This is a genomic window from Lysobacter daejeonensis GH1-9 (assembly GCF_000768355.1).
GTDB lineage: Bacteria > Pseudomonadota > Gammaproteobacteria > Xanthomonadales > Xanthomonadaceae > Aerolutibacter > Aerolutibacter daejeonensis.
This window is the reverse complement of the sequence record NZ_AVPU01000010.1, coordinates 25,365-38,296: the sequence shown is the minus strand read 5'-3', so window position 1 is coordinate 38,296 and position 12,932 is coordinate 25,365. Positions and strand designations below refer to the sequence as shown.

Below are 12,932 nucleotides of genomic sequence, written 5' to 3'. Positions count from 1 at the left end.
CGATGTCGACGCCGGGCCTCAGCCAGCGTCGAAGGCGAGCCCCTTGGCATGCACCGCGTCGCGCACCACCGTACGCGCGGCCTCCACGGCCTCGCCAAACGGCACCCGCCGCGGACGACGGTCCAACGTGCAATCCAGTCCCAGCCCCAGCAGGCTGGCATGCGCCGCCTGCAGGCGCGCGGCTTCGTTGGCGTCCAGCCGGCCACAGGCCTGCGCCGCGTCGATCAGTCCCGGCGTGTCCCGGGGCGCCAGCAACGGCGCACAGGCGCCGGCATGGGCCAGCACCGTGGCCTGCAACAGGAACTCCAGATCGACCAACGCCCCATCACCCTGCTTGAGGTCGAACAGCGCGGCATCGGTGCGGTCCAGCTCGGTACGCATGCGGCGGCGCATCGCGCCCACCTCCTCGGCCACCTTGGCGGGGTCGCGCGGGCGTGCCAGGGTCTCGGCGCGCACCGCTTCGAAGCGCGCCAGCAGTTCGGCCTCACCTGCCACGCCACGGGCGCGCACCAGCGCCTGATGCTCCCAGGTCCACGCGCGCTCGCGCTGGTAGTCGGTGTAGCTGGCCAAACTTGAGACCAGCAGGCCCTTGGCGCCGTCGGGGCGCAGGCGCACGTCGACATCGAACAGGCGGCCGGCAGCTGTCACGGCGCCGAGCAGCGCCACCACCTTCTGCGCGAGCCGCGCGAACCAACGCGCGGCGTCGAGCGGGCGCGCGCCGTCGGACTGCGCGTCGGCGGCAGCGTCATAGAGGAACACCAGGTCGAGGTCGGAACCGAAACCCAGTTCCTCGCCACCGAGGCTGCCGTAGCCGATCACCGCGAACTGCGCGCCGGGCACCACGCCGTGCGCGCCGCGCACCTCCTGCCGCGCCAGGTGCAGCACGCGCGCGACCACGCCATCGGCCAGCCAGGCCAGCTGGCGCGCACTCTGCACCGCGCCCTGGCGGCCATCGCGCTGCGCCAGCGCGATGCGGAAACTGAGCGCCTGGCGCACCTCGTTGAGCGCCTGCAGCGTCGCCTCGGTGTCGTCCTCGCCATCGACCGCGGCACAGGCCTCAAGCAGGGCCTCGCGGCCGGGCAACGGACCCGCCACCCGCGCGTCCAGCAATTCGTCCAGCAGCAGCGGGTGCGTGGCCAGGCGCTCGGCCAGCAGCGCGCTGCGCCCCACCACTTCGACCAGGCGCGCGAGGGCGGCGGGCTGTTCGTCCAGCAACGCGAGGTAGGCGCTGCGGCGCAACACGTTGTGCAGCAGGTCAAGCAGGCGACGCAGCGCCAGCATCGGCTGGGTGGCGGTGACGGCACCCTGCAGCAACGCGGGTAGCACGCGGTCCAGGCGCTGGCGCGGACCCGTCGACAGGGCGCGCACGCCCGGGCTGCGGGCGAAGTCGCGCAGCATGGCATCGGCGTTGCCCGCCTCGATGAAGCCGGCGTCGACCAGCGTCGCGGCATCGCCGCCATCGGGCAGCTGTTGCCAGTACGTCGCCAATGCGTCGGGGGCGGCGCTACGCCCGCGTGGCGACAGCAGCGCCGCGAACTCCTCGCTCACGCGCTGGCGATGGCCATCCAGTTCGCTCCGCAGTGCGTCCCAGTCGGCGTAGCCAAGGCCCGCAGCGACACGGGCACGATCCTCGGCATTGGTTGGCAGGGCGTGGGTCTGCGCATCGCGCAGCATCTGCAGCCGGTTCTCCAACCGGCGCAGGAACCGGTGCGCCTGCACCAGGGCCCGTCCTGCCTCCGGCGTCACGTGGTGCGCGGCCACCAGGGCGCGCAGCGCCGGATGCAACTGGCGGCCACGCAGCTCCGGCTCGCGCCCCGCGCGGATCAACTGCAGCGCCTGCACCAGGAATTCGATCTCGCGGATGCCGCCCGGCCCGCGCTTGATGTCGTCGGCCATCTCCTTGCGCGCAACCTCTGCGGCAATCGCGGCTTTCATCGAACGCAGGCCGTCGAGTGCACCGTAATCGAGATAGCGGCGATAGACGAAAGGCCGCAGCGTTTCGAGGAAGCGCTCACCGGCTTCCAAGTCACCGGCCACGGGGCGGGCCTTCTGCCACGCATACCGCTCCCAGTCGCGGCCTTCGCGCTGAAAGTACTGCTCCATCGCGCCAAACGACCAAGCCACGCGTCCGGCATTGCCGTAGGGCCGCAGGCGCAGGTCAACGCGGTGGCAGAAACCGTCCACGGTGACCTCGTCCAGCAGCTTGGCCAGCTGCTGGCCCAGCCGCGCGAAGTATTGCTCGGCCGGCAGCGGACGCGCGCCATCGGACTCGCCATCGCCCTCGTAGGCATACACGAGGTCGACGTCGGAACTGAAATTCAGCTCGCTGCCGCCCAGCTTGCCCAAGCCAAACACCACCAGCCGCTGCACGCGCCCCTCCGCATCGCGCACCACGCCGTGGCGGCTGGCGAACTCGGCCTCGAGTGCCGCAAGCGCCGCCTGCAGGCAGTCGTCGGCCAGCTGCGTGGTGCCGCGCAGGGTATCGGCGACGTCATCCAGGCCCAGCACGTCGCGCCATACCAGCCGGGCCGAGACCGCGGTGCGGTGGCGGCGCAGCAGCGCGGGCCAGTCGCCGCGTTGTTCCAACGGCAGCATCGGGACCGGCCAGTGCGCGCCGTCGTCGGCCAGCAGACGCTGCAGCAGCACGGGCTGCCGCGCCAGCGTATCGGTGAAGAAATCGCTGGCGTGCACCGCCTTGGCGACCGCCGCAGCGACCGTCGGCTCGTCGAGCCCCGCGGTCTCGCCGGGCGCAATAGCGCGCAGCCGTGCAAACGCGCGCTCCACGTGCGGCGCAGTGGAAGCAAGATCGGAGGTGTTTTCCCGGGGGGAGGAATCCATGGACAGATTCTGGCACGCCGCCTGCGGCACCCGATCAGCCGGCGAGGCAGGCCGTGGCGACTAACCGGCGGCGGCTCAGCGACGTCGCCTGCAGCCCCGGTTCGATGGAGCGGGCTGGCTGCCGCCCTCCTTGGCGGATCCTGACACCGTTCCGCGCGCAGAGACAGGCAATAAAAAAGCCCGCCCCGGTCGAACCGGTTGCGGGCCTGCTCCCTCCCCCACGTCGGGATGCGGGTCAATCGTGAAGGATTTGTTAGAGGGAATGCACGCTGCAGTGCAAAAGAGTACTGATGGGTACAGGAAGGCGTTTTCAAGCCCTACGTTGGGCGTACAGCCCCGCCCGAAACCCAAAGGCGATAATGGGTTTCCCCCGCCCATTCACGATCATGTCCGACGAACGCATTCGCGACGCGCGCCTGCTCGACCGCATCATGTCCGCCGACGCTGCAGCGGCCTTCATCGAACCCGGCACCACGGTGGCCATGAGCGGGTTCACCGGCTCGGGCTACCCGAAGGCCGTGCCGCTGGCGCTGGCGCAGCGCATCGAGCAACGGCATGCGCAAGGGGAGCCGTTCCAGATCCGTCTGCTCACCGGCGCGTCCACCGCACCGGAGCTGGATGGAGCGCTGGCCAAGGTCGACGGCCTGGCGCTGCGGCTGCCATTCCAGTCAGACCCGGACGCGCGCAAGCGTATCAACGACGGCACGCTGGAATATATCGACGCGCACCTGAGCCACGTGGCGCAGCATGCGTGGTTTGGTTTCTATGGCGAGATCGACACGGCGGTGATCGAAGTCTCGGCGATCCGCGAAGACGGCGCGTTGGTGCCTTCCACGTCGGTGGGCAACAACAAGACGTGGCTCGACCTGGCGAAGAAGGTGATCCTCGAGGTCAACGACTGGCAACCCGCCGGCGTCGAAGGCATGCACGATATCTACTACGGCACGGCGTTGCCGCCGCACCGCCGGCCGATCCCGTTGGTCCACCCCGACGACCGCATCGGCGAAACGGCGTTGCGCTGTGATCCGGCGAAGGTCGTGGCCGTGGTGCGCACCCACGGGCCGGACCGCAACAGCCCCTTCAATCCCGCCGACGAATGCAGCCGGCAGATCGCCGCACACCTGATCGAGTTCCTGCAGCACGAGGTCAAGGCCGGGCGACTGCCGCCAAACCTGCTGCCGCTGCAATCGGGCGTGGGCAACATCCCGAACGCGGTGTTGGCGGGCTTGGCCGCAAGCGGCTTCCGCGACCTAACCGCCTTCACCGAGGTAATCCAGGACGGCATGCTGGACCTGCTGCACGAGGGCATCCTCACCAGTGCCTCGTGCACCGGCTTCGCGCTCAGCCCCGAGGCCAACGAGCGGTTCAAACGCGACATCGACTTCTACCGCCAGCGCATCGTCATGCGCACGCAGGAGATCTCCAACCACCCCGAACTGGTGCGCCGCCTGGGCTGCATCGGCATGAACGGCATGGTTGAGGCCGACCTGTACGGCAACGTCAACTCCACGCACATCATGGGCACGCGCATCCAGAACGGTATTGGCGGCTCGGGCGACTTCGCGCGCAACGGCTTCCTGTCGATCTTCCTCAGCCCCAGCACGGCCAAGGGCGGCAGCATCTCCTCGATCGTGCCGATGGTCAGCCACGTGGACCACACCGAGCACGACGTTTCGATCATCGTCACCGAACAGGGCCTGGCCGACCTGCGCGGCCTGTCGCCCAAGCAGCGTGCGCGACAAATCATCGCCCACTGCGCGCATCCGGACTTCCGCGATGCCCTGCAGGACTACTTCGCCCGCGCCTGCCGCGACAGCTACGGCAAGCACACGCCGCACCTGCTGCCGGAGGCGTTGTCGTGGCACCAGCGTTGGCTGGACACGGGGACGATGCGGCCTTAGGTCCACGAGGCGACGGAGGCCAGCCAAACACAAAGAGCCCCGCGATCCAGCGGGGCTCCTGCGTTCGCACGGCCGGGTTTATCGGTCAGTCCACCACGGCGCGTGCCGCATTGACGCGACCCGCCCCGTAAGCGTCGTCGTTGCCTGGCTTGCCCAAATCATCGACCGAGGCGCGCAGGATGCGCTCCACGTCCGCGGGCGCCATTTCGCCGCCATGCTTGCCGATCACCAGCGCAGCCACTCCCGAGACGTGCGGCGCCGCCATGCTGGTGCCCGCCGCCCACGAGTACGAGGCGAAGACCTGTCCCCCGCTGATGGCGTAGCCACCCGCGGCGAACACCATGTCGAACACCCAGCACGGACGCAGCAGACCGGCTGCGATGCAGTTTTCGTTACCCGGGTAGGCGCTGTCGCCGCCGGGTGCGGCGAAGGCCACCACCGACTGTCCCCGGTTGGAATACGTCGCCAGGCCGTCCAGATCGGTGGCCAGTGGCGCGTTCGCCCAGCCGGAGGGCGCGGTGGCGGCCACCGCGAGCGCGCCGGGCACCTGTGCCGGGAAGGCGCGCAGGTTGGCGCGATAACAGCCGTCCACGTCGCAGACCTCGACACCGCTGTCGTGGTCCAGGTCGCGCCCATCGTTGCCCGCCGACACGACCGTCAGCGCGTTCTGCTTGCGCGCGTACTGCACGGCCCGCTTGGTGGCATTGATCAGTTCGGCCACGTCGTTGGCACCCGGCCCGTTGACCGGCAGCCCCCCGCGCACGCCCAGGCTCATGTTGATCACGTCCGCGCCCTGATCGGCCGCGTACACGATGCCCTGCACAATCCCGCCGAAACTGCCGCTGCCCGTGACCTCCGAGAGCACCTTGACGGCGATCACCTTGGCCTGTGGCGCGACGCCGATTGTCCCGATGCCATTGTCGGGCGATGCGATCGTGCCCGCGACGTGAGTGCCGTGGTTGAAGCCGTTGACGAACGCGCGGCACACCCCTTCGTTGGGAACGAACGAACGCGACTGCGCCAGCAGCAGGTTTGCGGCGATGTCCGGATGGCTGCAGGCGACGCCAGAATCCAAGACCGCGACCGTGGCACCGGCGCCTCGGTACCCAGCGTTCCAGGCCCCGGCCACGTCAATCGCGGCGCTGCCCCACTGCAGGTCGAAACGGGTGTCGTCGTCGCCGGATGCGGGCGGGTTGGCGATGTCGGGACCGACCACGTCGCTGGACTCGGGCACATCGAACTGGAGCGCGATGTCGGCCACCGCCGAGCGGATCCCCGGCACTCGCGAGGCGCGCACCGCAAAACCGGCATCGGCCGACTCCACGATGGCCACGCCAATCTGGGGCAGACGCGCGGTCACGCGCCCACCGGCCGCCTCCACCTTGTTGGCAAGCGACTTGTCGAACGACTGGGCATTGGCGGTAACGACGTACGTGGCTGCCTGGGCCGACGCGGCACCCAGGCAACCCAGCGCGAGCACGATGGCCCGGTTGAGCATGGTCATGTTGGTCCCCTATGGAAGACGTGATCCCTTGATGAAGCCGCTCGCGCCCCTCGCCTCACGACCGGACGAGGCACGGCGGCGTCAAAGAACCCCACGGGGAAACCGGCGGTACCCGGCCACGGGCGGGCCAGACACCGCACGCCACCCGCCCCACCAAAAAAACAGGCCCGCCGAAGCGGGCCTGTTCATTTCTCGCGGTGCGGCGGGACTTAGAAGTCCATGCCACCCATGCCGCCCATGCCACCGGCGCCCGGCATCGCCGGCTCGTCCTTCTTCGGCAGCTCGGCGACCATCGCTTCGGTCGTGATCATCAGACCGGCGATCGACGCGGCGTTCTGCAGCGCGGTGCGGGTGACCTTGGTCGGATCCAGGATGCCGGCTTCCAGCATGTCGACGTACTCGCCGTTTGCGGCGTTGTAGCCGAACGCACCGGTGCCCTCGATCACGCGGTTCAGCACCACCGACGGCTCTTCACCGGCGTTGGTGACGATCTCGCGCAGCGGGGCTTCCATCGCGCGCAAGGCGATCTGGATGCCGTGGTTCTGGTCTTCGTTGGCACCCTTCAGGCCGGTGATCGCGGCCTTGGCGCGCAGCAGCGCGACGCCGCCGCCCGGGACGATGCCTTCTTCCACGGCAGCGCGGGTGGCGTGCAGCGCGTCTTCAACGCGTGCCTTCTTTTCCTTCATCTCGATCTCGGTCGAAGCACCGACCTTGATCACGGCCACGCCGCCGGCCAGCTTGGCCACGCGCTCCTGCAGCTTCTCGCGGTCGTAGTCCGAGGAGGTCTCCTCGATCTGCGCCTTGATCTGCTTGATGCGCGACTCGATGCCGGCGGTGTCGCCCGCGCCGTCGATGATGGTGGTGTTCTCCTTCGAGACCTGCACCTTCTTGGCGCGGCCCAGGTCCTTGATCGTGGCCTTGTCCAGCTGCAGCCCCACTTCCTCGGAGATCACGGTGCCACCGGTCAGGATGGCCATGTCTTCCAGCATCGCCTTGCGACGGTCGCCGAAGCCCGGGGCCTTGACGGCGCAGACCTTGACGATGCCACGGATGGTGTTGACCACCAGGGTCGCCAGGGCTTCGCCCTCGACTTCCTCGGCGATGATCAGCAGCGGCTTGCCGGCCTTCGCGACGCCTTCCAGCACCGGCAGCAGGTCACGCACGTTGGAGATCTTCTTGTCGTGCAGCAGGATGAACGGATCGTCCAGCTCGGCCTGCATCGACTGCTGGTTGTTGATGAAGTACGGCGACAGGTAGCCGCGGTCGAACTGCATGCCCTCGACCACGTCCAGCTCGTTCTCCAGGCCCGAACCGTCTTCAACGGTGATCACGCCTTCCTTGCCGACCTTGTCCATCGCCTGGGCGATCAGGTCGCCGATGTTGGCGTCGGAGTTGGCCGAGATGGTGCCGACCTGGGCGATTTCCTTCGAGGTCGACGACGGCTTGCTGATCTTCTTCAGCTCGCCGACGGCGGCGACGACGGCCTGGTCGATGCCGCGCTTGAGGTCCATCGGGTTCATGCCGGCGGCGACCGCCTTCATGCCCTCGCGGATGAACGCCTGCGCCAGCACGGTGGCGGTGGTGGTGCCGTCACCGGCGTTGTCGGAGGTCTTGGAAGCGACTTCCTTGACCATCTGCGCGCCCATGTTCTCGAACTTGTCGGCCAGTTCGATTTCCTTGGCGACGCTCACGCCGTCCTTGGTGATGGTCGGCGCGCCGAAGCTCTTCTCGAGCACGACGTTGCGGCCCTTCGGGCCCAGGGTGGCCTTGACGGCATTGGCGAGCACGTTGACGCCGCGCACCATCTTGGCGCGTGCGTCCTCACCGAAACGAATTTCCTTGGCAGCCATTGCGGATTACCTCAGTAGATGTAAATGAGTTGAAGAAGGGGAAGTCGACGGGCGCGGCGCGGGATTGCCCGCGGATGCGGCGGCCGGTCGCGGACGCGAGGTCGCGCCCGGCACGGTCCGCGCCGCAGCGCGATCAGCCGAGGATCGCGAAGATGTCGTCTTCCTTGACCACCAGGTACTCGGTGCCGTCGAGCTTGACCTCGGTGCCGCTGTACTTGCCGAACAGCACCTTGTCGCCAACCTTGACCTTCGGCGCGCGCACGGTGCCGTTGTCCAGGACCTTGCCCTCGCCCACGGCGACGACTTCGCCCTTGATCGGCTTCTCGGTGGCGGAGTCCGGAATCACGATGCCGCCGGCGGACAGCTTTTCTTCTTCCATGCGCTTGAGGACCACGCGGTCATAGAGCGGCTTGATATTCGACATGACAACCTCGTAAGTGGTTGAAGTGGTGGGGAAAGATTGGGAATGTTAGCAGTCGTGCCGGCTGAGTGCCAAAATCCGGGACGACAGCGCCCGGCAGCACCGGGACCGCGCAGAGATGGGGCGGCGGCCGCGGGGTTTCAAGGCCCCTTGACCGAGGAAACCCTGGCACGGGAGCCGCCCACAAAAAGAAAGGGCGTGACCCCGAAGGTCCACGCCCTTTCCGGTACGGAGATGGCCATCCTCGGCTTGGCGCCGTCCCGCGCCCCCTCCCCAGACCAGACCCCATGTCGAACCGGCTTCCTGCCGGCATGCGTCAGTATTGATCACTTTGCGTCACGTCAACACCCCCCGCTTGGCCTGCCGAGGGCCACTCCGGGTGTCCATACTGCGACAGATGTCACTGCAAAGCGTGACCTGCTGGCACCCAATGGGCGTGCTGTATACCAAAAGCGCACGCCTTGCGTGTCTATTGATCACCGGGTTACTTTTGGTGACATTCAGCTGTCCACTCCTCCTTTTGGAGCCCGGTATGACTTCCCAGCAGCGCATCCGCCTTGCCCGGCGCCATGCCGGCCTGTCCCAATCCGCCCTGGGTGCGGCCGTGGGTGTGCAGCGCAGCGCGGTCAGCCACTGGGAAGCCAGCGACGGCAAGCACCCCAGCGTCAACCACCTGCGCGCCGTCGCGCTGGCCACCGGCGTGCAGTTCGAATGGCTCGCCACCGGTCGCGGCCTGATGCGCCAGTCGGCCGATGCGGAGCTGGACGCGATTGCCGCCGCCGACGCTCTGCTGCTGGACGACCCGATCGAGATCCGCCTGATCCGCGCCTTCCGCGAGACGCCCATGCGCGCCCGGCCACCGCTGGTGGAATTGGCCGAGCAGCTGGCCGGCATGCGCACCGGGCGCTACCGCCGGGGCGAGCGCCGCGAGGACGAACGCCTGCCCGGCGCCCTCGAATGACCGCGGCCGCCTCAGCGGGCCCAACCGGCAGCACCTGTTCACGCGGACCGCTAGAATCGCCCCATGCCCACATTGCTCGTGTTTTGCGCCTGCCCCGATGCCGTCACCGCCGACCGGCTGGCACGCGCAGTGGTCGAAGCACGCCTGGCGGCCTGCGTGAACGTGCTGCCGGGCATACGCTCCACCTACCGCTGGCACGAACGCGTGGAGCAGGCCGACGAGGTGCTGCTGTTGATCAAGACCGGCGCCGCGCGGCTGGATGCCCTGACCCGGCGTCTGCGCGAATTGCATCCCTATGAACTCCCCGAGGTGCTGGCGGTCGAAGCCAGCGCCGGCCTGCCCGAGTACCTGGACTGGGTGGCCCAACAGACCCGAGACCATGACTGAACCCGCAACCCTCCCGCGTCCCACGCGCCGCCTGCGGCCAGCCCTTGCCCTGTTCGCTGCCCTGCTGGCGGGACCCGCCACCGCGGTGACGCCGGACCAGCTGCCGCCGGTGGACGAGGTCTTCGTCCTCAGCGCGCAGGCCGCCGATGCCGGACAGATCAGCGTGCAGTGGAAGATCGCCGACGGCTATTACCTGTACCGGCACCGCACCGCCGTACAGGCCGACGGCGGCTTCACCGCCGGCGCGCTGCAGCTGCCCAAGGGCAAGGCGTACCGCGACGAGTTCTTCGGCGACGTCGAAACCTACCGCGGCCGGCTGGTGGCCATCCTGCCGGGCACGGCGAACGCCGACCGGACCACGCTGACAATCAAATACCAGGGCTGCGCCGACGCAGGCATTTGTTATCCACCACAGACGCGCCGCATCAGCGTGGCGCTGCCGGCCACCACGGCGGCCCCCGTGGTGGCCTTCGGCAATGCCGGCACGGGCGGAGCCACGCCAGGTGCCGGGCTGCTGGGCAAGACCGGGGGCGCCGACGCGCTGCCGCTGCCGCCAGAGCAGGCATACGGCTTCGAGGCGATTGCCGGCGACGGCAACACCCTGCTGCTGCGCTTCACCCCGGCGCGCGGCTACTACCTGTACCGCGACAAGACCCGACTGACCCTGGACGCGGCGGCCACCCGGGCTGGCCTGCGCCTGGGCGCACCACGTTGGCCGCAGGGCACCGCGCACGAAGACGAGTACTTCGGCCGCACCACGGTGTTCTTCAACCAGATCGACGTGCCGGTGCCGGTGCTCCGCACTCGCGCCGAGGCGACGGACCTGCGGCTGACCGCGACGTTCCAGGGCTGCCAGGACAACGGCATCTGCTACCCGCCGATGACCCGCACGGTGGTGGTGTCGTTGCCGCGCGGTACGGTGACGCCCGCGACGGCCGCCCAAGCCGTCGGCGCCGATGCGGCCGCCATCCCTGCGGGAAGCACTGCGTCCGGGCTCGCCGCGGCGACGGCCGCAGGCGCCATCGAATCGGCCGCCGCGACCGTGGACGCCACCAACACCGGGGCGACGGTCGCGACCGATCCCTCCACCAGTGCCACGCCGGCGGTTCCGGCAGCACCGGCTTCCGGCGCCCCCGTCGGCGCCGCCCCGCGCGGCGCGGACCTCACCCTGTGGTCCGCACTGGTGCTGGCCCTGCTCGGTGGCCTGATCCTCAACCTGATGCCCTGCGTGCTGCCGGTGCTGTCGCTGAAGGCGCTGTCGCTGGCCGGCAATGGTCAGGACCCGGCGCGCGCGCGCCGCCACGCGCTCTGGTACACGGCAGGCGTGATGCTCAGTTTCGCCGCGCTGGGCGCGATCGCGCTGGCGCTGCGCCATGCCGGCCTGGCCCTGGGCTGGGGCTTCCAGTTGCAGCAGCCGCTGGTGATCGCGGTGCTGGCCCTGGTGATGTTCGCGCTGGGCCTGAGCATGTCCGGGGTCTGGCACGTCGGCGGCCGCTGGACCGGCGCCGGCCATGCGCTGACCATGCAGAGCGGCCCATTGGGCGACTTCTTCACCGGCGTGCTGGCGGTGGTCGTGGCCACGCCCTGCACTGCACCGTTCATGGGCGCGGCGCTGGCGTGGGCCTTTACCGCGCCTTCGGGCACGGCCATCGCCGTGTTCCTGGCGCTGGGCCTGGGTCTGGCGCTGCCGTTCCTGCTGATCGGCTTCATTCCCGGACTGGCCCAACGCCTGCCGCGGCCGGGCGAGTGGATGGAGACCTTCAAGCAGGCCCTCGCCTTCCCGCTGTACCTCACCGCCGCGTGGCTGGCGTGGGTGCTGGCGCGCCAGCGCGGCGCGGACGCCGTGGGTTGGTGGCTGCTGGCGGCGGTGCTGCTGGCGTTCGCCGCCTGGGCGTGGACACGCTCGCGCCGCACCGGCCACCGCTGGGCGACTGCGGCTGCGCTGCTGGGCTTGCTGGCGCTGGCGTGGCCGCTGCACACCATCCAAGGCCTGCCCCGCCCCGCGACCCAGGCGGCTGCGCCAACCGGCCCGGCGGAAGGTGTCACCGCGGTGCCCTACGGTGAGCAGCGCCTGGCCGACCTGCGCGCGGCCAACCGCGTGGTATTCGTCAACGTCACCGCCGACTGGTGCGTGACCTGCAAGGTCAACGAGAAGACCGTGTTCAAGGGCGGTGGCTTCCGCCGTGCGATGGAGGCCGCCAACGCGGTCTACATGGTCGGCGACTGGACCGACGTCGACCCGACCCTGACCGCCTTCCTGCAGCGGTACAAGGCGGTGGGCGTGCCGCTGTACGTGGTGTTCCCGCGCGGCGGGGGCGAAGGCCGGGTGTTGCCGACCGTGCTGACCGAGGCCACGGTCGAAGCGGCGCTGCGCGAGGCCGCAGGCGGCCCACCGTGAAGTCGACGACAAAGATCGTGCTGGTGGCATTGGCCGCCGGCATCGCGGGGGTCACGGCCGGTGTGTGGATGAATGGCCCGGGACCGCTGTTGCGCTCGGAGGTGGGCCAGCGCGCCCTGCAAGCGGTGGTGGCGGCCAACGCCCCGGCCACGCCCGAGAACCTGCCCGTGGCCCGGCGCGGCGAGGCCATTCCCGCGATTTCATTGAAGACGTTGGCGGGCAACGTCGTCGAACTGCCGTCGGCCTACGCCGGCCACCCGATCCTGATCAACTTCTGGGCCAGCTGGTGCGGGCCGTGCATCCAGGAGATGCCCGAGCTGGACCGGTATGCCAAAGCGCAGGGTGCCAACGGCACGCAAGTGGTGGGCATCGCGCTGGACGACGCCGAGGCGGTACAGGCCTTCCTGCAGCGCACCCCGGTCGGCTATCCGATCCTGCTGGACACCGCCGGCCCGCGCGACAGCGGCGTGCAACTGGGCAATCCCAAGGGCGTCCTGCCTTATTCCGTGCTGGTCTCGGCCGACGGACGCCTGCTGAAGCAGCGCATCGGCCCCTTCGCCCACGGCGAAATCGAAGGCTGGTCAGCGCTTTAGAGCCCAAACTCAAACAACTGATTAAATCGCGACATCTTCTGCGAAATGGTGGCGAACTTCTGGACAGCCGCCAAGCCAT

General features: G+C 69.2%; 9 protein-coding genes. 5 read left to right on the top strand and 4 right to left on the bottom strand.

Annotated features, from left to right (window positions below; all coding sequences use genetic code 11):
• Positions 1-18 precede the first annotated feature (18 nt).
• Positions 19-2,838 carry a bifunctional [glutamate--ammonia ligase]-adenylyl-L-tyrosine phosphorylase/[glutamate--ammonia-ligase] adenylyltransferase gene (gene glnE / locus N800_RS07435; RefSeq protein WP_036136603.1) on the bottom strand — a complete coding sequence of 940 codons (2,820 nt, stop codon included), beginning with the start codon at positions 2,836-2,838 and terminating at the stop codon, positions 19-21.
• Positions 2,839-3,224: 386 nt separating this feature from the next.
• Between glnE and scpC the strand changes: the two genes are divergently transcribed.
• Positions 3,225-4,739 carry a succinyl-CoA:acetate CoA-transferase ScpC gene (gene scpC / locus N800_RS07430; protein ID WP_036136600.1) on the top strand — a complete coding sequence of 505 codons (1,515 nt, stop codon included), beginning with the start codon at positions 3,225-3,227 and terminating at the stop codon, positions 4,737-4,739.
• Positions 4,740-4,824: 85 nt separating this feature from the next.
• On the opposite strand, the gene N800_RS07425 is transcribed toward scpC, so the two are convergent.
• The 3 genes from N800_RS07425 to groES all read right to left on the bottom strand — a co-directional run bounded on the left by N800_RS07425 (position 4,825) and on the right by groES (position 8,517).
• Positions 4,825-6,243: a S8 family serine peptidase gene (locus tag N800_RS07425; RefSeq protein ID WP_052108008.1), complete on the bottom strand. Its 1,419-nt coding sequence runs from the start codon at positions 6,241-6,243 to the stop codon at positions 4,825-4,827.
• Between the two features lie 209 nt (positions 6,244-6,452).
• Complete coding sequence (gene groL, locus N800_RS07420; RefSeq protein WP_036136596.1) at positions 6,453-8,093, bottom strand: chaperonin GroEL; 1,641 nt, start codon at positions 8,091-8,093, stop codon at positions 6,453-6,455.
• Between the two features lie 133 nt (positions 8,094-8,226).
• On the bottom strand, positions 8,227-8,517 hold the full coding sequence (gene groES, locus N800_RS07415; RefSeq protein ID WP_036136594.1) for a co-chaperone GroES: 291 nt from the start codon (positions 8,515-8,517) through the stop codon (positions 8,227-8,229).
• Positions 8,518-9,046: 529 nt separating this feature from the next.
• Here groES and N800_RS15295 point away from each other — a divergent pair.
• From N800_RS15295 to N800_RS07395, 4 genes are all read left to right on the top strand, one after another.
• Entirely contained in the window at positions 9,047-9,475 is a 429-nt protein-coding gene (locus tag N800_RS15295) for a helix-turn-helix transcriptional regulator (RefSeq protein WP_052108007.1), read from the top strand.
• A 63-nt stretch (positions 9,476-9,538) separates the two neighbouring features.
• Positions 9,539-9,862 (top strand): divalent-cation tolerance protein CutA, encoded by a 324-nt coding sequence (cutA, locus tag N800_RS07405; RefSeq protein ID WP_036136591.1) that lies wholly within the window; start codon positions 9,539-9,541, stop codon positions 9,860-9,862.
• A complete protein-coding gene (locus N800_RS07400; RefSeq protein ID WP_084087330.1) occupies positions 9,855-12,260 on the top strand; it encodes a protein-disulfide reductase DsbD family protein in 2,406 nt (801 codons plus the stop codon). The genes cutA and N800_RS07400 overlap by 8 nt, the downstream gene beginning before the upstream one ends.
• The gene (locus N800_RS07395; RefSeq protein ID WP_232227567.1) at positions 12,257-12,853 is read left to right on the top strand and encodes a TlpA family protein disulfide reductase; all 597 of its coding nucleotides are present in this window, start codon (positions 12,257-12,259) and stop codon (positions 12,851-12,853) included. Before N800_RS07400 ends, N800_RS07395 begins: the two co-directional genes overlap by 4 nt.
• The last annotated feature ends 79 nt before the right edge of the window (positions 12,854-12,932 follow it).